At 71.8% G+C, this 22,454-nt stretch carries 20 protein-coding genes; 10 read left to right on the top strand and 10 right to left on the bottom strand.

Going from position 1 to position 22,454, the window contains the following annotated elements; translation table 11 throughout:
* Positions 1-323: 323 nt before the first annotated feature.
* Positions 324-992, bottom strand: a complete 669-nt coding sequence (locus ACZ4UV_RS06525) for a class I SAM-dependent methyltransferase (RefSeq protein ID WP_451019097.1) — start codon at positions 990-992, stop codon at positions 324-326.
* A gap of 189 nt (positions 993-1,181) precedes the next feature.
* On the opposite strand from ACZ4UV_RS06525, the gene ACZ4UV_RS06520 reads away from it, so the two are divergent.
* Positions 1,182-1,724, top strand: a complete 543-nt coding sequence (locus ACZ4UV_RS06520; RefSeq protein ID WP_467836053.1) for an SUKH-4 family immunity protein — start codon at positions 1,182-1,184, stop codon at positions 1,722-1,724.
* Between the two features lie 149 nt (positions 1,725-1,873).
* Here the strand turns inward: ACZ4UV_RS06520 and ACZ4UV_RS06515 are convergent, their stop codons facing one another.
* Both ACZ4UV_RS06515 and ACZ4UV_RS06510 read right to left on the bottom strand, forming a co-directional pair.
* Positions 1,874-2,404 (bottom strand): PaaI family thioesterase, encoded by a 531-nt coding sequence (locus tag ACZ4UV_RS06515; protein ID WP_467836051.1) that lies wholly within the window; start codon positions 2,402-2,404, stop codon positions 1,874-1,876.
* Between the two features lie 52 nt (positions 2,405-2,456).
* Positions 2,457-2,963, bottom strand: coding sequence for a winged helix-turn-helix transcriptional regulator (locus ACZ4UV_RS06510; RefSeq protein WP_451019094.1), 507 nt, complete (start codon positions 2,961-2,963; stop codon positions 2,457-2,459).
* Positions 2,964-3,107: 144 nt separating this feature from the next.
* Here ACZ4UV_RS06510 and ACZ4UV_RS06505 point away from each other — a divergent pair, with 144 nt between their 5' ends.
* Positions 3,108-4,691: an MFS transporter gene (locus tag ACZ4UV_RS06505; RefSeq protein WP_451019093.1), complete on the top strand. Its 1,584-nt coding sequence runs from the start codon at positions 3,108-3,110 to the stop codon at positions 4,689-4,691.
* Between the two features lie 72 nt (positions 4,692-4,763).
* Here ACZ4UV_RS06505 and ACZ4UV_RS06500 read toward each other — a convergent pair whose 3' ends face one another.
* From ACZ4UV_RS06500 to ACZ4UV_RS06485, 4 genes are read right to left on the bottom strand one after another with little or no spacing between them, the layout of a single operon-like run.
* The gene (locus tag ACZ4UV_RS06500) at positions 4,764-5,924 is read right to left on the bottom strand and encodes an acyl-CoA dehydrogenase family protein (RefSeq protein WP_451019092.1); all 1,161 of its coding nucleotides are present in this window, start codon (positions 5,922-5,924) and stop codon (positions 4,764-4,766) included.
* A 5-nt stretch (positions 5,925-5,929) separates the two neighbouring features.
* The gene (locus ACZ4UV_RS06495; RefSeq protein ID WP_451019091.1) at positions 5,930-6,877 is read right to left on the bottom strand and encodes a hydroxymethylglutaryl-CoA lyase; all 948 of its coding nucleotides are present in this window, start codon (positions 6,875-6,877) and stop codon (positions 5,930-5,932) included.
* Complete coding sequence (locus ACZ4UV_RS06490) at positions 6,874-8,796, bottom strand: acetyl/propionyl/methylcrotonyl-CoA carboxylase subunit alpha (RefSeq protein WP_467836046.1); 1,923 nt, start codon at positions 8,794-8,796, stop codon at positions 6,874-6,876. Before ACZ4UV_RS06490 ends, ACZ4UV_RS06495 begins: the two co-directional genes overlap by 4 nt.
* 11 nt (positions 8,797-8,807) lie before the next feature.
* Complete coding sequence (locus tag ACZ4UV_RS06485) at positions 8,808-10,424, bottom strand: carboxyl transferase domain-containing protein (protein WP_451019089.1); 1,617 nt, start codon at positions 10,422-10,424, stop codon at positions 8,808-8,810.
* A gap of 86 nt (positions 10,425-10,510) precedes the next feature.
* Here ACZ4UV_RS06485 and ACZ4UV_RS06480 point away from each other — a divergent pair, with 86 nt between their 5' ends.
* The 5 genes from ACZ4UV_RS06480 (at position 10,511) to ACZ4UV_RS06460 (ending at position 15,091) form a co-directional block, all read left to right on the top strand.
* Positions 10,511-11,110 carry an SACE_7040 family transcriptional regulator gene (locus ACZ4UV_RS06480; RefSeq protein WP_451019088.1) on the top strand — a complete coding sequence of 200 codons (600 nt, stop codon included), beginning with the start codon at positions 10,511-10,513 and terminating at the stop codon, positions 11,108-11,110.
* Positions 11,111-11,563: 453 nt separating this feature from the next.
* Positions 11,564-12,721, top strand: a complete 1,158-nt coding sequence (locus ACZ4UV_RS06475; protein ID WP_294005894.1) for an acyl-CoA dehydrogenase family protein — start codon at positions 11,564-11,566, stop codon at positions 12,719-12,721.
* A gap of 35 nt (positions 12,722-12,756) precedes the next feature.
* On the top strand, positions 12,757-13,623 hold the full coding sequence (locus tag ACZ4UV_RS06470; RefSeq protein ID WP_451019087.1) for an acyl-CoA thioesterase: 867 nt from the start codon (positions 12,757-12,759) through the stop codon (positions 13,621-13,623).
* Positions 13,624-13,632: 9 nt separating this feature from the next.
* Positions 13,633-14,640: a cation diffusion facilitator family transporter gene (locus tag ACZ4UV_RS06465; protein ID WP_451019086.1), complete on the top strand. Its 1,008-nt coding sequence runs from the start codon at positions 13,633-13,635 to the stop codon at positions 14,638-14,640.
* 124 nt (positions 14,641-14,764) lie between these two features.
* Positions 14,765-15,091: a hypothetical protein gene (locus tag ACZ4UV_RS06460; RefSeq protein WP_451019085.1), complete on the top strand. Its 327-nt coding sequence runs from the start codon at positions 14,765-14,767 to the stop codon at positions 15,089-15,091.
* 99 nt (positions 15,092-15,190) lie between these two features.
* On the opposite strand, the gene ACZ4UV_RS06455 is transcribed toward ACZ4UV_RS06460, so the two are convergent.
* Together ACZ4UV_RS06455 and ACZ4UV_RS06450 are read right to left on the bottom strand one after the other, a co-directional pair.
* Positions 15,191-15,979 carry a phosphatase gene (locus tag ACZ4UV_RS06455; protein ID WP_390042941.1) on the bottom strand — a complete coding sequence of 263 codons (789 nt, stop codon included), beginning with the start codon at positions 15,977-15,979 and terminating at the stop codon, positions 15,191-15,193.
* A gap of 65 nt (positions 15,980-16,044) precedes the next feature.
* Positions 16,045-17,565: a helix-turn-helix domain-containing protein gene (locus tag ACZ4UV_RS06450; protein ID WP_467836043.1), complete on the bottom strand. Its 1,521-nt coding sequence runs from the start codon at positions 17,563-17,565 to the stop codon at positions 16,045-16,047.
* A gap of 123 nt (positions 17,566-17,688) precedes the next feature.
* On the opposite strand from ACZ4UV_RS06450, the gene ACZ4UV_RS06445 reads away from it, so the two are divergent.
* The 3 genes from ACZ4UV_RS06445 to ACZ4UV_RS06435 all read left to right on the top strand — a co-directional run bounded on the left by ACZ4UV_RS06445 (position 17,689) and on the right by ACZ4UV_RS06435 (position 21,924).
* Positions 17,689-19,152 (top strand): sodium:solute symporter family protein, encoded by a 1,464-nt coding sequence (locus ACZ4UV_RS06445; RefSeq protein WP_351493957.1) that lies wholly within the window; start codon positions 17,689-17,691, stop codon positions 19,150-19,152.
* Between the two features lie 67 nt (positions 19,153-19,219).
* Positions 19,220-20,188 carry an agmatinase gene (gene speB / locus ACZ4UV_RS06440; RefSeq protein WP_451019083.1) on the top strand — a complete coding sequence of 323 codons (969 nt, stop codon included), beginning with the start codon at positions 19,220-19,222 and terminating at the stop codon, positions 20,186-20,188.
* Positions 20,185-21,924: a thiamine pyrophosphate-binding protein gene (locus ACZ4UV_RS06435; protein WP_467836041.1), complete on the top strand. Its 1,740-nt coding sequence runs from the start codon at positions 20,185-20,187 to the stop codon at positions 21,922-21,924. Before speB ends, ACZ4UV_RS06435 begins: the two co-directional genes overlap by 4 nt.
* Positions 21,925-22,026: 102 nt before the next feature.
* Here the strand turns inward: ACZ4UV_RS06435 and ACZ4UV_RS06430 are convergent, their stop codons facing one another.
* Positions 22,027-22,383, bottom strand: a complete 357-nt coding sequence (locus ACZ4UV_RS06430) for a peptidase inhibitor family I36 protein (RefSeq protein ID WP_467836039.1) — start codon at positions 22,381-22,383, stop codon at positions 22,027-22,029.
* Between the last annotated feature and the right edge of the window lie 71 nt (positions 22,384-22,454).

Raw genomic sequence — 22,454 nt, 5'->3', positions numbered from 1 at the left:
GACCAGGTGGATCGGACGACCCATCCCCCCGCCCGGCCTGTCCTCTTCCCGGCACGGGCCCGCTTCCGCATGACCTCAACGGCCGCTCAGACCGCGGCCGATACTCCGGATCCGTAGCCCTCATCACCACGCCACCAACGCACGTACGGTGCCCGACCGGCGCAGCGTACCGACTGGCCGTGAGTCGGACGTCGTCCCGGACAAGTCATGCCTGGTCGACTACGTACACCGGGCCCTCGGGGGGTGTCCGAACGGAAAACAGCGGTAGGCGTCAGGCGGAGTCCCGGCAGCGGATCCTGTGCCGCTCCGCTTCCTGGTGATCATCAGCCGGGGCGCTTGGCCATGACGACCAGACCGGGCCCGCTGTACTCCTCCGGGGGGAGTCGCAGTTCGGCGACCGGGTTCAGGCCGGCTTGCTCGATCAGTTCGACGAGTTGTTCCGGCCGCCACTTGTGTGTCGTCCAACGGACGGGTACGCCTCCGTATGCCTCGGTGCGCACCGCGTCCTCGTCACCGACGTGTGTTCCGGTGATGAAGTGTCCGCCTGGCTTCAACGCGCGCGCGAACACGGCGAGGACCTGGGGAAGGACGTGCCGGGGGAGGTTGAAAAGTGACCACCAGCCGAGCACTCCGCCCAAAGACGCTTCACCGAGGTCGAGTTCGGTGGCGGAAGCGACTGCGAAGCGGCACTCCGGATGAAGCCGGCGCGCGTTCTCGATCATGCGAGGAGAGAGATCCACCCCGGACACATCGAGTCCGCGTTCGGCGAGGTAGGCGGTCACCGTTCCGGGCCCGCAGCCGACGTCGAGGACGGGCCCAAGCCCGCGCACGGTGTCGGCGAAGGCGTCGATCGACGCCTTGAGCCATGGATGCCTACGGATGTCGCCGACTCCCGTCGTCACGACCATGTGGGCGTAGTTGTCGGCTACCCGGTCGTAGGACTCACGTACGACGTCGAGATCGGCCGGGCGGTCCACAGGGTGTGCGCGCATCAGCCAACGATATGGCTGCACGGGGGATTTGGGGCCGCCTCCGTGCAGAATCTCCCGGGCCACCGCGTGGCCGCTCAGGGGGTATCGATCGCCCTGGCACACCGGTCCGCCGCGACCGTGCCTGTGGACAACGTCCGGCCCCAGCCTCGGTAGGGTCCGCATCGCAGCCGGCCGCGGAAGGACTCTCACATGCCGACGTTCGACGAGCTCACTGCCTGGGCCGGCACCGGGAACGTTGCAAGGGCAGACTCGGTAGTCGTGTCGGGCTGGCAGATCCCCGAGGAGCAGAAGGCACTGCTCGTCGATGTCGGGATCCCTGTCGTCGACCAGTTGATCGAGTACGTGTCGTTCGAGGTGGCGGCAGCTCCCACACTGCAGACGTCGGCTCGGGGGTCGCTCTTCCTCCTCACCCGGAATCGCCATGGCGGCCTCGTGCCGGGACTGCAATGGTCGTTCGGCGTCGAACCCGGCACGGGGACGGTCTACTACGTCCTTCCTCAGGGCGAGGCATGGTTCGCCAACTCCTCCATCGACCTGTGGCTGCGGACCCTGCACCACTACGGCCTGCACGTCAGCGAGTCCGAGATCCTCAGCGATCCGGATGAGCGCGAGGACGAGGCCCTGGCCGAGCTCAGCATGCTCGCTGACGAACTCAAGAAGATCGATCCGCCTGCCTTTGACGGCTACCACGGGTTCATCTGGGCCGAGTTCCTCGACCGCTGGCTCTGGTAGTTGCCCGAGCGGCTCGCGACTACGCGACACCTCGACGTGCGAGCCCACCAGTCCCGAGGGCCGTCCTGCCCGCAGCACATGATGTCGGTCTGCCGCATCGAGAGCACCGGATGCCCGACCCTCCCACGGACCGGCGCCGTTTCCCAGGCTCATGCGTCCTGGCGGCCCCCGATCGGAAAGAGCATGCAGCTGCTGGTGGCATGGGCCAGCAACCGGTCCTCGGAGTCGCGGAGTTCCGCCTGGGCGAGGGCGGTGCGGCGGCCGCTGTTGAGGACGGTGCCGATGGCGCGGATCTTGCCGGTGTCGACGGTGACCGGGCGCAGGAACTTCAGGGTCAGGTCGATCGAGGTGTACCCGGTGCCCTGGGGCAGCACGGACTGCACCGCGCAGCCGGCCGCGGAGTCGAGGAGCGTGGCGTACACGCCGCCGTGGACGCTGCCTATCGGGTTGTAGTGCTCCTCGCCCGGCACCAGTGCGAAGACCGCGCGGCCGTACTCGGCCTCCTCCAGGGTGAATCCCAGGGCGGCGGCGACCGGCGGGGCGGGCAGGCGGCCGGCCAGGATCTCGCGGAGGAAGCCGAGGCCGCTGTGGTGCGGGACGGCGTCGGCGGAGACGGCGGGGTCTCCCCAGCTGAACGTGCGTGACCTGGTCCCCTGGCCGGGGTGGAAGTCGAGCGTCAAGGCAACTCCTCGTGGTGGGTGATCGCGGACGCCGTGGTCGTCCCGCGGCGTCTCAGTCGCCGTCGGGTTCGGGGCTGTCCGGGCCGACGCGGATGAGACCCGGGCCGGCGTCGACGAACGACTCCCCGAGCCGTACGTCGTGGCCGTCGTCGCAGCGCATCACCGCGTGCACCGCGGCGCCGCAGTCCCGGTGGCGTACGACCAGCGGGGGCCCCTGTTCGTCCGTGGCCCAGGTGTCGCCCCACTGCCGCAACGCCGTGAGGACGGGCAGGAAGTCCCGCCCCTTCTCGGTCAGTTGGTAGGCGTAGCGGGTCCGCTGGCCGGGTTCCTGGTAGGGCGCGCGTTCCAGGAGCCCGGCGGCGGTCAGCTCCTTCAGGCGCGCCGAGGCGGCAGGTTCGCCGATGCCCACCCGCCTGGCGAAGTCGTCGAACCGGCGGGTGCCGAAGAACGCCTCGCGCATGATCAGCAACGCCGTCCTGTTGCCGGCGATCTCCAGGGTCCGGGCGACGGAGCAGTTGGCCATGGACCAGGCGTCCCGTTCCCGCAGCAGGTCCGTCATCTCTCCACCCTCCGCCTGACTTGCCTCATACGAAGCCAGCCTATAGCGTCGCGGCTGACTTGCTCAATCGTAAGTTAGCTCGGGTCTCCGACGGCGCCCCACGCCCCCGCCCGCCACTCGCAGCTCGGCTGAGACGAGGACACGATGGTTTCCACCCCTTCGCCCGCCCCGGGCCGACTCAGGCCGGCCGACCGGCAACCCGGTGACCGGCTCACCTCCCACCGGCCCTCCCGGCGCGCGGCGGCCGTCACCCTCGTCGCGATGTGCCTGGGCGCCATGACGACCTTCCTGCTGATCACCGCATCGGTGTCGGCACTGTCGGCCATCCAGGACGACCTGCACGTCTCCCCGACCGGCCTCGTCTGGATCCCCTCCGCGTACACCCTGCTCGTGGCCAGCCTGGTGATGTCCGCGGGCACCATCGGCAACCTCTACGGCCGCAAGCGCGCCTTCCTCGCCGGCGCCGCGGTCATGATCATCGGGTCGCTCACCGTCTACGCCGCGGGCTCGACCGGAGGCGTCATCGCCGGCCAGCTCGTCTCCGGCCTCGGCGGCGCCCTCATCCTGCCCAACAGCCTGGCCATCCTGGGGGCGGCCTTCCCGGACCCCCACCGGCGCACCGAGGTCGTCACGGCCTGGGCGGCCGCCTCCGGTATCGGGCTCGCCGCCGGCCCGCTCATCGCGGGTACCCTGCTGGACCATTTCCACTGGAACACGGTCTTCCTGTCGACCGCCGCCCTCGCGGTCGTCACCATGGCCGCCGCCGTCTTCGTCGCCGAGTCACGCGGCCCCGCCGGCAAGCTCGACGTCTCCGGCCAGATCCTGGCCGCCCTGGGCATCGCCGCCCTCGTCTACGCCCTCATCGAAGGCGGCCACGACGGCTACACCAGCCCCCGGATCCTGACCGCCTGGGTCGTCGCGGCCGTGGCCCTGAGCGGCTTCGTCCTCGCTGAGCGGGCCGCCCGCACCCCCATGCTGGACATGAGCCTGTTCCGGTCGGCGTCGTTCAGCGCCGTCATGTTCGTCGCGGCCGTCTCCCTGTTCGGCTTCACCGGGGTGGCCATCCTCTCGGTGCTCTTCTACGAGCGCGTCCAGCAGCTCTCCGCCCTGGACGTGGGCTGGCGGCTGCTGGCCTTCTTCGGCGTCTACGTCGTCGTCGCCTACGCGACCGGACGCGTGATCCGCCGAACCGGCTTCAAGCTCCCGCTCACCCTGGGCTTCCTCGTCGGAGCCGCCGCCACGGCCGGGTTCACCACGCTGGAGCCGACCACCCCCTACGCCCGGGTGTGGTGGCTGTACGTGCTCTTCGGCGCCGCATCCGGGATGGTGGCCGCGCCGAGCACCGCCGCCGCCCTGGTCAGCGTCTCCCACGAACACGCCGGCATGGCCTCCGGAGCCGTCAACGCCTTCCGCCAGATCGGGTCCGTCACCGGCTCCGCCCTCCTCGGCGCCCTGCTGGCGAGCCGGCTCCGGTCCCGGCTGCCCGACCGGCTCGACGCGCACCACGTCCCCCGGGCGGTCCGGCCCGCCGTCGAACACGCCGTCTCCACGGGCACCGGCGGTCACGGAACGACCCCGCCGAACGTGACCGCCGCGGTCGGCGACGCCTTCACCTCCGGCGTCCACCTCGGCATGGCCGTCGTCGCCGCCGTGTTCCTGTGTGCGGCCCTGGCCTCGGCCCTGCTGGTACGCAACCGGCCGCACCACACCACTGCCACGACGAACTGACGCGCCACGCGGATCCGCCCGCGGGCGTGCTCCGGCACCGAGGCCTGCCGGAGCCCACACCGCCGTCCGGCCTCAGCTCACCAGCCCCAACTCCCGCGCGATGAGCATCCGCTGCACCTCGCTCGTGCCCTCGCCGATCTCCAGGATCTTGGAGTCGCGCCACATGCGGGCCACCGGGTACTCGTTCATGAAGCCGTAGCCGCCGTGGACCTGGGTGGCGTCGCGGGCGTTGTCCACGGCGACGGTGGAGGAGTACAGCTTGGCGAGGGCCGCCTCCTTCTTGAAGGGCTCGCCCGCCACCAGGCGGGAGGCCGCGTCCCGCCAGGCGAGGCGGGCCGTGTGGGCCTTCATCTCCATGTCGGCGATCTTGAACTGGATGGCCTGGTTGGAGCCGATGGGGCGGCCGAAGGCGTGGCGTTCCTTCGCGTACTTGACCGACTCGTCGACGCAGCCCTGGGCCAGGCCGGTCGCCAGGGCCGCGATGGCGATGCGGCCCTCGTCGAGGATGCGGAGGAACTGGGCGTAGCCGCGGCCCTCCTCGCCGAGCAGGTTGGCGGCGGGGACCCGGACGTCGGCGAAGGACAGCTCCCGGGTGTCGGAGGCGTTCCAGCCGACCTTGGAGTAGGGGGCGGCGACGGTGAAGCCCGGGGTGCCGGAGGGGACGATGATCGACGAGATCAGCGGCTTGCCGTCCGGCTTGCGGCCGGTCACCGCGGTGACGGTGACCAGGCCCGTGATGTCCGTCCCGGAGTTGGTGATGAAGCACTTGCTGCCGTTGATCACCCATTCGTCGGTGGCGGGATCCAGGCGGGCGGTCGTACGCGTGGCGCCGGCGTCGCTGCCGCCGTCGGGCTCGGTGAGGCCGAAGGCGCCGAGGATCTCGCCGGAGCAGAGCCGCGGCAGCCACTCCTGCTTCTGCTCGGGCGTGCCGAAGACGTGGATGGGCATGGCGCCCAGCGAGACCCCGGCTTCGAGCGTGATCGCCACCGACGAGTCGACCCGGGCCAGCTCCTCCAGGGCGATGCCGAGGGCCAGGTAGTCGCCGCCCATGCCGCCGTACTCCTCGGGGAAGGGCAGGCCGAACAGGCCCATGCGGCCCATCTCGCGGACGATCTCGTACGGGAACTCGTGCCGCTCGTAGAAGTCGCCGATCTTCGGCGCCACGACGTCGTGCGCGAACTCCTCCACCGTGCGGCGGAGTTCTTCCAGTTCGGGGGAGAGGCGGTGGTCCATGGTCGTCACTCCTGGTGGGAGAGGGCGCGGACGGTACGGGACGGGCTGGGTCGGCCCAGTTGTTCGGCCATCCACACGCTGGTGGCGGTGAGTTTGCCGAGGTCGACTCCGGTCTCGATGCCGAGGCCCTGGAGCATCCAGACCAGGTCCTCGGTGGCGAGGTTGCCGGTGGCGGACTTGGCGTACGGGCAGCCGCCGAGCCCGCCGGCGGACGCGTCGACCGTCGTCACGCCGTGTTCCAGGGCCGCGTAGGTGTTGGCGAGCGCCTGGCCGTAGGTGTCGTGGAAGTGCACGCCGATGACGTTCGTCGGCACGCCCTCCTCGTTGAGCAGGGAGAGCAGTTCGAGGACGTGGCCGGGGGTGGCCACGCCGATCGTGTCGCCGAGGCTCAGCTCGTCGCAGCCCATGTCGCGCAGCGCCTTGCAGACCCGGACCACCTGGTGGAACGGGACGGCGCCCTCCCAGGGGTCGCCGAAGCACATCGAGACATAGCCGCGGACGTGCACGTCCGCGTCCTTCGCCTGCCGGACCACCGGGTCGAAGACGGCCAGGGACTCGTCCAGCGAGCGGTTGAGGTTGGCCCTGGCGAAGGACTCGGTGGCGCTGGCGAAGACGGCGACCCGGCGGGCGCCCAGGGCCAGGGCCCGGTCCAGGCCCCGCTGGTTGGGGACGAGGACGGGGAGGGCGACCCCCGGGAGATCCGCGAGCCGGGGGAACAGGTCCTCCGCGTCCGCCAGTTGGGGCACCCACTTGGGGTGGACGAAGCTGGTCGCCTCGATCGTCGTCAGGCCGGCGTCGGCCAGGCGGTGGACGAACTCGGCCTTCACCGACGTCGGTACGGCCGTCTTCTCGTTCTGCAGGCCGTCGCGCGCGCCGACCTCGTGGATCCGGACCCGGGCGGGCAGATCCGTGGCCGGTACGACCATGGGGAGGGCGCTCTCCGGGGCGGTCATGCCGTCTCCTCCTCGTGCGGGGCGATCACGGCCAGCACCTGGTCCATGGCGACCGTGGCGCCGGGCTTCACGTCGAGTTCGGCGACCGTGCCGGCGTGCGGGGCGGAGATGACGTGCTCCATCTTCATCGCCTCCACCACCAGCAGGCTCTGCCCGGCGGTCACCTCGTCCCCGACGGCGACCTTCACCACGGTCACGGTGCCGGGCATGGGCGCGGTGAGCGAGTCGGCGCCGGCGTGCGCGGTGCGGTTCAGCGAGGCGGCGACCGGGTCGTGGTCGCGGACCTGCCAGGCGTCGCCGTCCCGCCCGATCCAGTCGGCGGCGCGGTGGAAGGTGTGGCGGACGCCGTCCAGGGTGACGGACACGCGGTCGGCGGTGACGGTGTGCGTGCCGTGCGGGGTGTACTCCACCGGCTCCTGCACCCGGAGGTGGAAGCCGACGGACCTGGGGGTACCGCCGAGGCGCCAGCCGCTGGGCACGGAGAAGGGGTCCGTCCAGCGCCCCTCCGCCGCGACCGGCCGCAGCGCCTCCAGCCGTACGGCCGCCGCCGCCTCGTACACCTCGTCCGGTACGTCCGCGGTGACCAGGTCGTCCACCACCCGCTCGACCAGGCCGGTGTCCAACTCGCCCGCCACCACCGCCGGATGGGCAAGGAGGCGGCGCAGGAACCCGGCATTGGTCTGCACGCCCAGGGTGACCGTCTCCGCGAGGGCCCCGCGCAGCTTCCGGAGCGCGGTCTCCCGGTCCGGGCCGTACGCGATCACCTTGGACAGCATCGGGTCGTACAGGCTGCCGACCTCGGTGCCCTCGCTGAGCCCGGAGTCGGTGCGGACGCCGTCCCCGGAGGGCTCGTTCAGCAGGAGGACCGTGCCGCCGGTCGGCAGGAAGCCGCGCGCCGGGTCCTCGGCACAGATCCGGGCCTCCACCGCGTGCCCGGTCAGCCGGACGTCCTCCTGCGCGAACCCGAGCCGCTCCCCGGCCGCCACCCGCAGCTGCCACTCCACCAGGTCGAGTCCGGTGACCAGCTCGGTGACCGGGTGCTCCACCTGGAGGCGGGTGTTCATCTCCATGAAGTAGTACGAGGAAGGGTCGCCGCCCGGCACGATGAACTCCACCGTGCCCGCGCCGACGTACCCGCAGGAGCGCGCCGCCTGCACCGCGGCCTCGCCCATCGCCGCCCGGGTCGCCTCGTCCAGCAGGACCGACGGCGCCTCCTCGATCACCTTCTGGTGCCGGCGCTGGAGCGAGCACTCGCGCTCGCCGAGGTGGACGACGTTGCCGTGGCCGTCGGCCAGGACCTGGATCTCGATGTGCCGGGGGCGGTCGATCCACCGCTCGACGAGAAGGGTGTCGTCGCCGAAGGAGGCGCGGGCCTCGCGGCGGGCGGCGGCGATCTCCTCGTCGAGGAGGGTCAGGTCCCGGACCAGCCGCATGCCCTTGCCGCCGCCGCCCGCGGACGGCTTGAGCAGGACGGGTGCCCCCAACGTGCGGGCGGCGTCCGCGAGTTCTGGATCACGGCCGCCGGGCACCACCGGCACCCCGGCCGCGCTCACCGTCTCCTTCGCCCGGATCTTGTCGCCCATCAGCGCGATCGCCTCGGCCGGCGGGCCGATGAAGACCAGCCCGGCCTCCTCGCAGGCCCGCGCGAAGGCGGCGTTCTCGGCGAGGAAGCCGTACCCGGGGTGGACCGCCCGGGCGCCGCTCGACCGGGCGGCCGCCAGCAGCCGCTCCACCGACAGATAGCTCTCGCCCGCCGGCGCCGGACCGAGCCGGACCGCCGTGTCGGCCTCCCGGACGTGCCGCGCGTCCGCGTCGGCGTCGGAGTACACGGCCACCGAGCGCACGCCCAGCGACCGCAGCGTACGGATGACCCGGACGGCGATCTCGCCCCGGTTGGCCACGAGTACGGTGTCGAACACGAGTCCCCTCCTCACATCCGGAAGACGCCGAACTGGGGGTCACCCAGCGGCGCGTTGCCACAGGCCGTCAGGGCCAGTCCCAGCACCTGCCGGGTGTCGAGGGGGTCGATGACCCCGTCGTCCCAGAGCCGGGCGGTCGCGTAGTAGGCGTTGCCCTGGCGCTCGTACTGGGCGCGGACGGGCGCCTTGAAGGCCTCCTCGTCCTCGGCCGGCCAGGACTCTCCCCGTGTCTCCAGCTGGTCCCGCTTGACCGTGGCCAGCACGCTGGCGGCCTGCTCGCCGCCCATCACCGAGATCTTGGCGTTGGGCCACATCCACAGGAAGCGGGGGGAGTAGGCCCGGCCGCACATGGAGTAGTTCCCGGCGCCGTACGACCCGCCGACCACCACCGTCAGCTTCGGCACGCGCGTGCACGCCACCGCCGTGACCATCTTCGCGCCGTGCTTGGCGATGCCGCCGGCCTCGTAGTCCTTGCCGACCATGAAGCCGGAGATGTTCTGCAGGAAGACGAGCGGGATGCCGCGCTGGTCGCACAGCTCGATGAAGTGGGCGCCCTTCTGGGCGGACTCGGAGAAGAGGATGCCGTTGTTGGCGACGATGCCGACCGGGTGGCCGTGGATGCGGGCGAAGCCGGTGACCAGTGTCTGCCCGAACTCGGCCTTGAACTCGGCGAACCGGGAGCCGTCGACGACCCTGGCGATGATCTCGCGGACGTCGTAGGGGGTGCGGGAGTCGACGGGGACGGCGCCGTAGAGGCCGTAGGGGTCGGCCTTCGGTTCGACGACCGCGGTGACCTCCCAGGGGAGGGCGCGCCGGGCGGGCAGGGTCGCGGCGATGTTCCGTACGATCCGCAGCGCGTGCGCGTCGTCCTCGGCGAGGTGGTCGGTGACGCCGGAGACCCGGGAGTGGACCTCGCCGCCGCCCAGCTCCTCGGCGGTCACGACCTCACCGGTGGCGGCCTTCACCAGCGGGGGCCCGCCGAGGAAGATCGTGCCCTGGTTCCGGACGATGACCGCCTCGTCGCTCATCGCGGGGACGTACGCCCCGCCCGCCGTGCAGGACCCGAGCACGGCCGCGATCTGCGGGATGCCCGCACCCGACATCCGGGCCTGGTTGTAGAAGATCCGCCCGAAGTGGTCGCGGTCCGGGAAGACCTCGTCCTGCATGGGGAGGAAGGCGCCGCCGGAGTCGACCAGATACACGCACGGCAGCCGGTTGTCGAGGGCCACCTCCTGCGCCCGCAGGTGCTTCTTCACGGTCATCGGGTAGTAGGTGCCGCCCTTGACCGTGGCGTCGTTGGCGACGATCACGCACTCGCGCCCGCTGACCCGGCCGATCCCGGCGATCACGCCGGCCGCCGGGGCCGCCCCGTCGTACATCCCGTCGGCGGCCAGGGGGGCCAGCTCCAGGAACGGCGACCCCGGATCGAGCAGGGTGTCCACCCGGTCCCTCGGCAGCAGCTTGCCGCGTGCGGTGTGCCGGGCCCGCGCCTTCTCGCCACCGCCCAGCGCGGCCGCGGCGAGCTTGGCGCGCAGCTCCTCCACGAGGACGCGGTGCGCCTCCTCGTTGGCCCGAAAGGCCTCCGACGCGGGGTCCGCCGCGCTCGTCAGCTCCGGTGCCTGGTCCATGCCGCGATCCCCTCACCTTGTTAATGAGCGTTAACGCATCGCCTTCAGGTTAACGACCGCTAACCTCCCTGTCTAGAATTGCCTTCATGGTCACGAGAACCGACGCCCCGACCCGTCGCGAGCAGATCCTCAAGGAGGCCGCCAGGCTCTTCGCCGAGCGCGGTTTCCACGGCGTCGGCGTGGACGAGATAGGGGCCGCGGTCGGCATCAGCGGGCCCGGTCTCTACCGGCACTTCGCGGGCAAGGACGCGATGCTCGCGGAGCTGCTGGTGGGGATCAGCGGGCAGCTGCTGACGGGGGCCAAGCTCCGCCTGGCGGAGGCCGACGGGGACACCGCGCCCTCGGCGGTCCTGGACTCCCTCATCGAGGGCCACATCGACTTCGCCCTCGACGACCGTCCACTGATCACCCTGCACGACCGCGAGCTGGACCGCTTGCGCGACAGCGACCGCAAGCTGGTGCGGCAGCTCCAGCGGCAGTACGTCGAACTGTGGGTGGAGGTGGTCCGCGGCGTCTACCCGGAGCTCCCGGAGCCCGCGGCCCGCTCGGCGGTCCACTCGGTCTTCGGCCTCCTGAACTCCACCCCGCATTTGGGCCGACCGGGTTCCCTGCCGGGCCGCGGGGCCACGGCGGTCCTCCTGCACCGGATGGCGAGGGGCGCCTTCGGCGCGGCGGCGGAGGAGTGACGGCGCCTTTCCGCCCCTGCTCTGGTCCGGCCTGCTCACCCTGTGTCTGCTCCTGCTGTGCCTGTCCTGCGGTGTTCGCCCCGCCTCGCCCCGCCGTGCTTCGCCCCGTCGCGCCTCGCCCCGCCGTGCCTGCCTTCGCGACTGCCTGCCCCACCGTGCTCGCTCCCCCCGAATCCGGCGCGCCGTCGCGGCGGGACTTGTTCGGGGGCTTCTCGTCGGCAGGCCGTGTAGGCGCGGTGGCAGGGGCCCCGTCCAGGGGCACCAGCGGTCCCGCGGTGTGCGGGGTTCCTGGGCGGTGGCGCGTTCACGTGCCGAGGTCGGAGGTCTGTCGTCAGGCGTGACGAGCGTTACCCCCTCGGCGCGCTTCCCACCCTGGACCCGTCGCCCTACCCACCGGTACCTTGGAGTCTGAGCAAGCGCTTAGACATGCCGAAGTCCGTGGAGGTGGCGGCCGTGCGCCGTACGTTGTTCGACGAGGATCACGAGGCGTTCCGGGAGACCATCCGCGCCTTCATCGAGGCCGAGGTCGTACCGGTGTACGACGAGTGGTTCGCCGCTGGCCAGGCCCCCCGTGACTTCTACTACAAGCTCGCCGAGCTCGGCGTCTTCGGCATCCGTGTCGACGAGGAGTACGGCGGCGCCGGCATCGACTCCTACAAGTTCGAGGCCGTCCTGTACGAGGAGACCGCCCGCGCGGGCGTCGCCTTCGGCGGCTCCGGCGTGCACGTGCTGCTCGGCCTGCCCTACATAAAGCTGCTGGCGACGGACGAGCAGAAGAAGCGCTACCTGCCGAAGTTCGTCTCCGGCGAGGAGATGTGGGCCATCGCGATGACCGAGCCGGGCACCGGCTCCGACCTCGCGGGCATGAAGACCACCGCCAAGCTCAGCGAGGACGGCACGCACTACGTCCTCAACGGCGCCAAGACCTTCATCACCGGCGGTGTGCACGCCGACCGCATGATCGTCTGCGCCCGTACCTCCGCGCCCACCAAGGAGGACCGCCGCCACGGCATCTCCCTGTTCGTGGTGGACACCAAGGCCGAGGGCTACTCGGTCGGCCGCAAGCTCGACAAGCTCGGCCTGAAGACCTCCGACACCGCCGAGCTGGCGTTCGTCGACGTCAAGGTCCCCGTCGAGGACCTCCTCGGCGAGGAGAACAAGGGCTTCTACTACCTCGGCCACAACCTCGCCTCCGAGCGCTGGGGCATCGCCTTCGGCGCCTACGCCCAGGCCAAGGCCGCCGTCCGGTTCGCCAAGCAGTACGTGCAGGAGCGCGTCGTCTTCGGCCAGCCCGTCGCCGCCTTCCAGAACACCAAGTTCGAGCTGGCCGCCTGCCAGGCCGAGGTGGACGCCGCCGAGGCCGTCGTGGACCGCGCCACCGAGGCCCTCGACGCCGGTGAGCTGACCCCGGCCGAGGCCGCCAGCGCCAAGCTGTTCACCACCGAGGTCGCGCACCGCGTGATCGACCGCTGCCTCCAGCTGCACGGCGGCTACGGCTTCATGAACGAGTACCCCATCGCCCGCCTGTACGCGGACAACCGCGTCAACCGCATCTACGGCGGCACCAGCGAGATCATGAAGACGATCATCGCGAAGGACATGGGTCTGTAGGGCCACCGCAACAACCCGCCAGTAGAAAAGGTGCCATGAACCAGGCACTAAGTGATCTCCTCGACCTGCTCGACCTGGAGCAGATCGAGGAGAACATCTTCCGCGGCCAGTCCCGGTCCGCCGTCGTCCCGCGCGTCTTCGGCGGACAGGTCGCGGCACAGGCGCTGGTCGCCGCCGGGCGCACCGTCCCGGCGGACCGGCACGCCCACTCGCTGCACGCGTACTTCCTGCGCCCCGGCGACCCCGGCGCCCCCATCGTCTACACCGTCGAGCGCATCCGCGACGGCCGCTCCTTCACCACCCGGCGCGCGGTCGCCGTCCAGCACGGCCGGCCGATCTTCGCCCTGTCGGCCTCCTTCCAGCTCGACGAGGGGGGCCTCGACCACCAGGCCCCGATGCCCGCCGCCCCCGACCCGGCGACCCTGCCCACCTCGGCGGACCGCTTCCGCGACTACGACCACCTCGACCCCGCTGTCGTGGAGAAGTTCCTCGAGGCCCGCGAGGCGATCGACCTGCGCTACGTCGAGGAGCCGCCGTTCGGCAAGTACGGCGAGCCGCGCGAGCCGCACAGCCAGGTGTGGTTCCGCACCAACGGCAAGCTCGCCGACGACCCCCTCCTGCACGTCGTCCTCGCGACCTACGTCTCCGACATGACCCTCCTCGACTCCGTCCTGCTCGCACACGGCCGCGGCGGCTGGGCGGTCGGGGACGTGGTGGGCGCCTCGCTCGACCACGCCATGTGGTTCCACCGGCCGTTCCGCGCCGACGAGTGGCTGCTCTACGACCAGGAGTCGCCGTCCGCACACGGCGGCCGTGGCCTCGGCCAGGCCCGGATCTACACCCAGGACGGTTCACTCGCCATTTCCGTGATCCAGGAGGGTGTGGTCCGCGTCCCCAGGTAGAACTGGGGCATGGCCCAAGCCGAACACCTCGAACAGACCCGGCAGGGCGGCGGCGAGAGCACCGTCACGGTGATCGTCGCCGCCGTCGCCAACCTCGGGATCGCGCTCGCCAAGGCGGTCGCCGGAGTCGTCAGCGGCTCCAGCGCGATGCTCTCCGAGGCGGCGCACTCGTTCGCCGACACCGTCACTGAGCTGCTGCTCCTCACCGCCCTCAAGCGCAGCGGGAAGCCGGCCGACGAGGAGCACCCGCTGGGCTACGGCCCCGAGCGGTACATCTGGGCCATGCTCGCCGCCGTCGCCACCTTCGTCGGCGGCGCGGTCTTCTCCCTCTACGACGGCATCCACACCCTGGCCGTGGGGGAGAAGCCGGGCGATCCGCTGCTGTCGTACATCGTGCTCGCCATCGCCTTCGTGCTGGAGGGCTTCTCGCTGCGGACCGGGCTGCGGCAGGCGCGCGGCGAGGCGGCCCGCTTCAAGGCGCCGTTCAAGCTGTACCTCCGGCACACCTCCGACACCGCCGTGAAGGCCGTGGTGATGGAGGACTCGGCCGCGCTCGTCGGGCTGGTGCTCGCGGCCGGCGGCCTGCTCGGCGGCCAGCTGACCGGCTCCGGCGTCTGGGACGGCCTCGCCTCCCTACTCATCGGCCTGCTCCTGCTGTACGTCGCGTGGGTGCTGGGCCGGTCGAACGCCGAGCTCCTCATCGGGCGGCCGCTGCCGAAGCCCGTGCGGGAGCGGATCCGCGCCGAGCTGCTGGAGTCCGAGCACATCGTGGCCGTACTGGAGCTGACCACGCTGGTGCAGGGCCCGGACGAGGCGCTGGTCGCCGCCAAGGTGGACTTCCGGGACGTGTCCACGGCGGCCGAGATCGAGTGGGCCTGCGAGCGGGCCGAGCAGCGGCTGCGGGCCGCGTTCCCCGCGATCGGCCGGGTGTACCTGGACCCCACTCCGGGGCCGGCTCAGGAGACCGCTTCTGGGGCGGCTTCGAGGCCGGTGAGCTCGGACGATCACGGAAGGTGACCGCCCCGACGTGCCGTCGCCTTTATCCCGAATTAAGCTCTATGAGTGAAATGCCGCACAGTGCATGTGCCGCATAGCGGACGTGCCGCGTAGCGGACGTGAGTCCGGCAGAAAGGTATTTCCCATGCGAGTACAGCGCGCGAGGCGCATCGCCGCGATATCCGCCGCCGGCCTGCTGCTGGCCGGTGGAGCCGCGGTCGGCGCCGCGGGCACCGCCTCGGCGGCCCCCGCCTCCACTCACCAGTCCGTCGTCACCGGCGGCGGCGGCTTCGGCGGCTGCAACGGCTTCGGGGGCGGCGGGTACAACAACTGCCGTTACGGTTACGGCAACTTCGGGTACGGGTTCTACCCCGCCACCGTCGCCGTCGTCCCCGTAGTGGTCGTCCCCACCGTCGGCGTCGCCGGGTACGGCGGCTTCGGCGGCTTCGGCTTCGGCGGCCTCGGGTTCTGAGCGACCAGCGACAGGAGACCGGGACAAGGGTCTCATCCAGGGTCTAGGGCCAGGCCACGATGTGCGGCTCCCGCAGCCGGGGGGCCGCACATCGGCGGGTCAGGCCAGTCCCGCCCCGGCCAGCAGGTACGCGGTCATCGGGTCGTAGTACCGCGGGCTGAGCACATGGTCGTCGAGCGGTACGGCCACCTGGAGGGTGCCCTCCGCCTCGGCGAGGAACAGCGCCGGGTCGTTGCAGTCCGCGTACCCGACCGAGTCCAGCCCCACCTGCGCCGCGTAGCCGGCCCAGCCGTGGTCGGCGACGACGAGGTCGGGCTGTGGCCGCCCCTCGCGCTCCAGCCCGCCGAGGATCGCCTTCATCGGCTCCCCGGAGTGCGTGTGCCACAGCGTCGCCCCGTGTTCGAGGACGGCCACGTCCGCGAACTGCATGACGTACCCCTCGTCCGTCTGCAGCCCGTCCGGGATGACCACGATCTCGCAGCCGGCGGTGCGCAGCGCGGCCGCGGTCGCCCGGTGCACGTCCAGCAGGCCACCCGGGTGACCGGTCGCGAACAGCACCCGCTGCCGCCCCTCGGCCGCCTTGCGCAGCCGCGCCGCCAGCCGGTCCAGGCCGTCCACGGTCAGCTCGGGGTCGATGGTGTCCTGGCCGTACCGGTACTCGGGGTCGTCGTTCACCCCGACCCGCTCGGCCATCACGGCCAGCACGTCCTGCTCGTCGGTCCAGCGGTCGCCGAGCTCCAGCCCCAGCCACCAGTTGCGCTCGCCGTTGGCCAGCTTGCGGTAGTGGAGCAGGTTGTTCTCGCGGGGTGTGGCGACGTCGCCCGCGATACGGGTCTTCACAAGGTGCTCTACGAGCTCGGCGCGGCTGGGCGTCCCGGGTATCGGCATGGCTCCATTGTGGGGCAGGGCGTTGTGCGTTCGCCCTGCGTATCGCCCGCTGGGACGTGCGTCACTCACTCCTGCCGGAGGGCGAACCAGAGCTCCATCCGTACGTCGGGATCGTCGAGTTCGGCGTGGAGGAGCTCCGCGGAGCGGGCGATGCGCTGCCGCACGGTGTTGCGGTGGACGGACAGGGCGACCGCCGTACGGTCCCAACTGCCGTGCAGCGACAGCCAGGTGCGCAGGGTGTCGACGAGGGCGGGGTGCGCCGAGAGGGGGCCGAGGAGGGCGCGGGCGTGGGCCTCGGCTTCTTCTTTCGGGACGAGTTCGGCGAGGCCGGGGCGGCCGCCGTGGCTCAGCATCGGGGTGCGGGTCGCTCGGGCGCGGGCGAGGGCGCGGGCCGCTTGTGCGGCTGCGGCCGACAGGTGTCGTGCGGGTGCGGGGGAGCTGACGCCGAGGGTCCAGCCGGGCTGCGGCTGAGGTGTTCGGTCGGCGGGGAGCAGGACCTGGACGATGTCCCCTGCGGGGTCGATGAGGGGTGAGCCGAGTGCGGCGCCCAGGGCGGTGGCGGCCAGGAGGTCTGGCGGCTGCGGGCGCGTGGGGGCTGGTCGCGCCGTTCCCGGCGCCCCTGAGTAGGGACGCTCGCGTCGGTCGTTCGGCGAGGCGTGTACGACGAACCAGGTGTCGCCCCTGTTCAGCAGTGGCGCCACCTCCTCCGCCGTGCCGCCGACCAGGAGCCGTACGAGTGCCGAGGTGCGGGCCGCGCCCGAGCCGCTCTGCTGTTCGCCGGTGAGGAGGGTGAGCAGGACCGTGGCCACCGAGGCGATGGTGTGGTCGCCCGGTTCGCGGGTCGGGGTGGCCACGCCGAGTGCGTAGCCGGTGCTGAGGGTGTAGGCCGCGAGGTGGGTGCTGGCCGTGGCGTGGGTGGCGGAGGTGGGGGTGCCGGGACCGGACGGGCGTACGACCTCCGCGAGCTCGGCCAGGGAAGCGGTCACCGGTGCCTCCGGCCGACGGCCCGCCGAGGCGATCTCCGTGCCCTCCGGGCCGTACAGGGCCGTCCAGCCGCCGACCCGCTGGGCCAGCTGCCGCAGGACCGACGGCACCGGGTCGGGGCGGGCCGCGGCGGCGGCCAGGCTCTGCTGGGCCTCCGTGACGCGGCGCAGTTCGGCCAGGCGGGCCTGGGCCAGCAGCTGCCAGACCGCGCGGGCGACGGCGGTGAAGGGGGTCTGCGGCGGGACCTCGACGAGCGGGAGGCCGTAGCCGTCGCAGGCCTCGACCAGCGCGCGCGGGACCATGTCGTGCACGGGGGCCAGGCCGAAGCCGAGGGCGGCGCCGCCCGCCGCGACGATCCGGGAGACGTAGTCGTCGAAATAGGTGCCCGAGCCCGCCGCGTCCGGGATGTGCACCCCGGCCGTCAGCAGCAGCTCGCCGCCCAGCAGGTACGGGTACGGGTCGGCCATCTCCGAGGTGTGCGCCGCGTGGATGACCAGGGAGGGGCCGGACGGCCCGGCGATCTGGCGCAGGGCGAGGTCCTCGCGGGCCAGGAGGGCGGCGAGGGGCACGGGTGGCGTGGGGGGAACCGTGGGGTCCGGCATGGTGTGCGTTTCCTCCATCCCGTACGGCTCGAATGGATGAAACGTACACTTCGCAGCCGCTTTCCGGCCACCTACTGTCGATGCACGTCACCCGCCGGCAAGACCCCACCGAAGGAGGGCCCTGTGGCCGTCGACTACACCGTGATCGTCCTGTACCTGGCCGGCATGCTGGCCATGGGCTGGTGGGGCATGCGCCGTGCCAGGTCGAAGAGCGAGTTCCTGGTCGCCGGGCGCCGGCTCGGGCCCGCCATGTACTCCGGCACCATGGCCGCGATCGTCCTCGGCGGCGCGTCCACCATCGGTGGCGTGGGACTGGGGTACCAGTACGGGCTGTCCGGCGCGTGGATGGTCTTCACGATCGGGCTGGGGCTGCTCGCCCTCTCCGTCTTCTTCTCGGCCCGGATCGCCCGCCTCAAGGTCTACACCGTCTCCGAGATGCTGGATCTGCGGTACGGCGGCCGGGCGGGCGTGATCTCGGGTGTCGTGATGTGGGCGTACACGCTCATGCTCGCCGTCACCTCGACCATCGCGTACGCCACGATCTTCGACGTCCTCTTCGACATGAACCGGACCGTCGCGATCGTCATCGGCGGCTCGATCGTCGTCGCCTACTCGACGCTCGGCGGCATGTGGTCGATCACGCTGACGGACATGGTCCAGTTCGTGGTGAAGACGATCGGCGTGCTGCTGCTCCTGCTCCCGATCGCCGTCGTGAAGGCCGGCGGCTTCAGCGAGATGAAGGCGAAGCTGCCGACCACGTACTTCGACCCGCTGGGCATCGGCGGCGAGACGATCTTCACCTACGTGCTGATCTACACCTTCGGCATGCTCATCGGGCAGGACATCTGGCAGCGGGTCTTCACGGCGCGCGGCGACCGGACGGCGAAGTGGGGCGGCACGGTGGCCGGCACGTACTGCCTGGTCTACGCCCTCGCCGGGGCGGTGATCGGGACGGCGGCCAAGGTGCTGTACCCGAAGCTGGGCAGCCCGGACGACGCCTTCGCGACCATCGTCAAGGACGAACTCCCCGTCGGCGTCCGGGGGCTGGTGCTGGCCGCCGCCCTCGCGGCCGTGATGTCGACCTCCTCCGGCGCGCTGATCGCCTGCGCGACCGTCGCCAACAACGACATCTGGTCGCGGTTGCGGGGGCGGGCCGGGTCCGGTGGACGGGATCACGACGAGGTGCGGGGCAACCGGGTCTTCATCCTGCTCATGGGGCTCGGGGTGATCGGCACGGCCATAGCCCTCAACGACGTGGTCGAGGCGCTGACCGTGGCGTACAACCTGCTCGTCGGCGGCCTCCTCGTCCCGATCCTCGGCGGGCTGCTGTGGAAGCGCGGCACGGTCCAGGGCGCCCTCGCCGCCGTGACCGTCGGCGGCCTCGCGGTGATCGGCCTGATGGCGGGCTACGGCATCCTCGCCAACGAACCCGTCTACTACGGCCTCCTCTCCTCCCTCGTCGCGTACGTCGCCGTCTCCCTGGTGACGAAGCCGACCGACGCGGCCGTGCTGGCGAACTGGCGGGAACGGCTCGCGGGCCGCGGTGGCCCCGAACTCGTGTCCGAGCCGGTCCCGGCCCACCAGTAGAGTCGTAGCCGGAAGCAGTACATACGCGATGAAGCGTAAGAAAGCTTAAGGAAGAAGGCATTCCCTCATGAGCGGCAACGAGACGCCCCGCGGCCCGGTCGACTCCTCCCGTATCCCGCGGTACGCCGGTCCCGCGACCTTCGCCCGGCTGCCCCGCCTCGACGAGGTCGGCCGCGCCGACGTCGCCGTGGTGGGCGTGCCGTTCGACTCGGGCGTCTCGTACCGGCCCGGCGCCCGCTTCGGCGGCAACGCCATCCGCGAGGCGTCCCGGCTGCTGCGCCCCTACAACCCGGCGCAGGACGCTTCTCCGTTCGCCCTCGCCCAGGTCGCGGACGGCGGCGACATCGCCGTCAACCCCTTCGACATCAACGAGGCGGTCGAGACGATCGAGGCCGCCGCCGACGACCTCCTCGGCACGGGCGCCCGCCTGATGACCCTGGGCGGCGACCACACCATCGCCCTGCCCCTGCTCCGGTCGGTCGCGAAGCAGCACGGCCCGGTCTCACTCCTCCACTTCGACGCCCACCTGGACACCTGGGACACCTACTTCGGCGCCGAGTACACGCACGGCACCCCGTTCCGCCGGGCGGTGGAGGAGGGCATCCTGGACACCTCGGCCCTCTCGCACGTCGGCACCCGCGGCCCGCTCTACGGCAAGCAGGACCTGACCGACGACGAGAAGATGGGCTTCGGCATCGTGACCTCGGCGGACATCTACCGCCGGGGCGCCGACGAGGTCGCCGACCAGCTCCGCCAGCGCATCGGTGACCGCCCCCTCTACATCTCGATCGACATCGACTGCCTGGACCCCGCGCACGCCCCCGGCACCGGGACGCCCGAAGCGGGTGGTATGACGTCCAGGGAACTGCTGGAGATCCTGCGCGGACTCTCCTCCTGCAACCTCGTCTCGGCGGACGTCGTCGAGGTGGCCCCCGCGTACGACCACGCCGAGATCACCTCGGTGGCGGCCTCGCACACCGCCTACGAACTGACCACGATCATGACCCGACAGATTGCCGAGGCGCGCTCCAAGTGACCCACGACCACGACCTGGTGCTCCGCCCGACCGAGGCGCAGACGGCCGCAGCCCTCAACCCGCCCGCCCGTCGCCCGGCCGCCACCCCTCATGGAGGCGCTTCGCGCCCCGTGATGACTGGCCGCAACGGCGGGGACCTGGTCGTGGAGACCCTGGCCGGGCTCGGCGCGACCACCGTCTTCGGGCTGCCCGGCCAGCACGCCCTCGGCATGTTCGACGCCCTGCGCCGCTCCGCCCTGCGCTATGTCGGCCTGCGGGTGGAGAACAACGCGGGCTTCGCGGCGGACGCGTACGGCAGGATCACCGGCGAGGCGGCCCCGCTGCTCCTCTCCACCGGCCCCGGTGCGCTGACCTCGCTGGCCGCGCTGCACGAGGCGGCCTCCGCCTCCGCGCCCGTCCTCGCGATCAGCAGCCAGATCCCCACCGCGGGCCTGGGCGGCGGCCGTCACGGCTACCTGCACGAACTCCCGGACCAGGCGGCCTCCTTCCGGGGCGTGGTGAAGTCGGTCCACACCGTCCGCACCCAGTCGCAGATCCCGTCCGCGATCGCGGCGGCCTGGAAGTCGGCGCTGACCGCCCCGCACGGCCCGGTGTGGGTGGAGATCCCGCAGGACGTGCTCCTCGCCGAGACGTCCGTCCCGGTGGTGACGGCGGTCGACGCGACCCCCGACGAACTCCCCCCGCGCCCCGAACTGACCGCCGTAGCGGCCGACCTGCTGTCCCGGGCCGCCCGCCCGGCGATCATCGCGGGCGGCGGGGTCGTACGATCGGACGCCGCGGGGAAGCTGCGGCAGCTGGCGGAGACGCTGAACGCTCCGGTCGTCACCACCTACGGCGGCAAGGGCGCGTTCCCCTGGCACCACCCGCTGTCCCTCCAGTCCTGGCTGGAGGACCGCCACACCACGGACTTCCTGGAGGACGCCGACGTCCTTCTCGTGGTCGGCTCGGGCCTGGGCGAACTCTCCTCCAACTACCACACGTTCAAGCCGCGCGGCCGGGTGATCCAGATCGAGGCGGACCTCGGCAAACTGGAGTCCAACCACCCGGCGCTGGGCATCCACGCGGACGCGCGGCTCGCGCTCCAGGCGCTCCTCGAGACGGTGACCCCGCGTGCGGACGACCAGGCGGCGGACCGGGTACGAGCCCTGCTCTCGCGCGTCGCGGAGCGCATCGCCGCCCAGGAACTCACCCTGGAACAGGAGGTGCTGGCGTCCGTCCGCCGCGCCCTCCCCGCCGGCTCCCCGTCCTTCTGGGACATGACGATCCTGGCGTACTGGGCCTGGTCGGCCTTCGACGCCCAGGCCCCGAACCTCATGCACTCCGCGCAGGGCGCCGGCGGCCTCGGCTACGGCTTCCCGGCGGCCCTCGGCGCGGCCGCCGCCGACCCGACCCGCCCGGTCCTCGCGGTCTCCGGCGACGGCGGCGCCCTCTACTCCATCGCCGAACTGGCGACGGCACGCCAGCACGACCTCCCGGTCACCTGGCTGATCGTCGACGACGGCGGCTACGGCATCCTCCGCGAGTACATGACCGACGCCTTCGGCAAGCCCACGGCGACGGAACTGTCCCGCCCCGACTACGTGGCCCTGTCCGAGTCCTTCGGCGTACCGGCGGTCCGCACGTCCCCGGCGACTCTGGAGACCGACCTGGCGAAGGCGCTTGCCGCGCCCGGCCCCTCGGTGGTCGTGCTCCCGGCCCTGCTGCGGATGTTCGCGCCGACGCACCTGGAGGACTGAGCGCTCCGCCGGAAATGCCGCGATCTGCCGTCTGCCGTCTGCGGCGCCGTCGTGGCTGATCGCGCAGTTCCTACCCCCAGCGCCCCTACGGGGCGCTGCCGCTCAGCAGGCCCCCGCCCCCACCCCGTCGATCCGCCCGCCGAAGTCGCCGCGGTACTGGGAGCGCCAGTCGCCGTTGAAGACGTCGCGCTTCTCGGTCGGCGACCAGTTGACGAAGCAGGCGCGGGTGGAGGCGACGAAGGAGCCGACGTTGTCGTGGAGGTTCGGCGGCATGTCGCGGTAGCCGCTGCGGGCCGTCCACTCCCAGTAGTCGCCGCCGAAGCCCTCGCCGCTCCAGAAGCAGACGGAGCCGTCGGGACAGGACGGGGCGGCGGCCGCGTGTGCGGAGGCACTCTGGGCGGGGACGACGAGCGCGGTCAGGGCGAGGGCGGCGGCGAGGGACCAGATGCGCAGCTTCACGGGACTCTCCGGAAAAGGGAGTTGGGGACGCCTCGGCGGAACTGCCGGGGCGCCCCCATGCTGCGGGGCGG

Source organism: Streptomyces sp. NPDC028289 (assembly GCF_055565975.1).
This window is presented reverse-complemented; position numbering and strand designations above follow the sequence as displayed.

Coding starts and splice junctions, on each gene's coding strand:
- speB (WP_451019083.1), top strand. CDS start 19,220: ATGAGCGGCAACGAGACGCCCCGCGGCCCGGTCGACTCCTCCCGTATC.
- ACZ4UV_RS06480 (WP_451019088.1), top strand. CDS start 10,511: ATGGTCACGAGAACCGACGCCCCGACCCGTCGCGAGCAGATCCTCAAG.
- ACZ4UV_RS06500 (WP_451019092.1), bottom strand. CDS start 5,924: ATGGACCACCGCCTCTCCCCCGAACTGGAAGAACTCCGCCGCACGGTG.
- ACZ4UV_RS06510 (WP_451019094.1), bottom strand. CDS start 2,963: ATGACGGACCTGCTGCGGGAACGGGACGCCTGGTCCATGGCCAACTGC.
- ACZ4UV_RS06465 (WP_451019086.1), top strand. CDS start 13,633: ATGGCCCAAGCCGAACACCTCGAACAGACCCGGCAGGGCGGCGGCGAG.
- ACZ4UV_RS06470 (WP_451019087.1), top strand. CDS start 12,757: ATGAACCAGGCACTAAGTGATCTCCTCGACCTGCTCGACCTGGAGCAG.
- ACZ4UV_RS06455 (WP_390042941.1), bottom strand. CDS start 15,979: ATGCCGATACCCGGGACGCCCAGCCGCGCCGAGCTCGTAGAGCACCTT.
- ACZ4UV_RS06495 (WP_451019091.1), bottom strand. CDS start 6,877: ATGACCGCCCCGGAGAGCGCCCTCCCCATGGTCGTACCGGCCACGGAT.
- ACZ4UV_RS06520 (WP_467836053.1), top strand. CDS start 1,182: ATGCCGACGTTCGACGAGCTCACTGCCTGGGCCGGCACCGGGAACGTT.
- ACZ4UV_RS06450 (WP_467836043.1), bottom strand. CDS start 17,565: ATGCCGGACCCCACGGTTCCCCCCACGCCACCCGTGCCCCTCGCCGCC.
- ACZ4UV_RS06460 (WP_451019085.1), top strand. CDS start 14,765: ATGCGAGTACAGCGCGCGAGGCGCATCGCCGCGATATCCGCCGCCGGC.
- ACZ4UV_RS06485 (WP_451019089.1), bottom strand. CDS start 10,424: ATGGACCAGGCACCGGAGCTGACGAGCGCGGCGGACCCCGCGTCGGAG.
- ACZ4UV_RS06505 (WP_451019093.1), top strand. CDS start 3,108: ATGGTTTCCACCCCTTCGCCCGCCCCGGGCCGACTCAGGCCGGCCGAC.
- ACZ4UV_RS06525 (WP_451019097.1), bottom strand. CDS start 992: ATGCGCGCACACCCTGTGGACCGCCCGGCCGATCTCGACGTCGTACGT.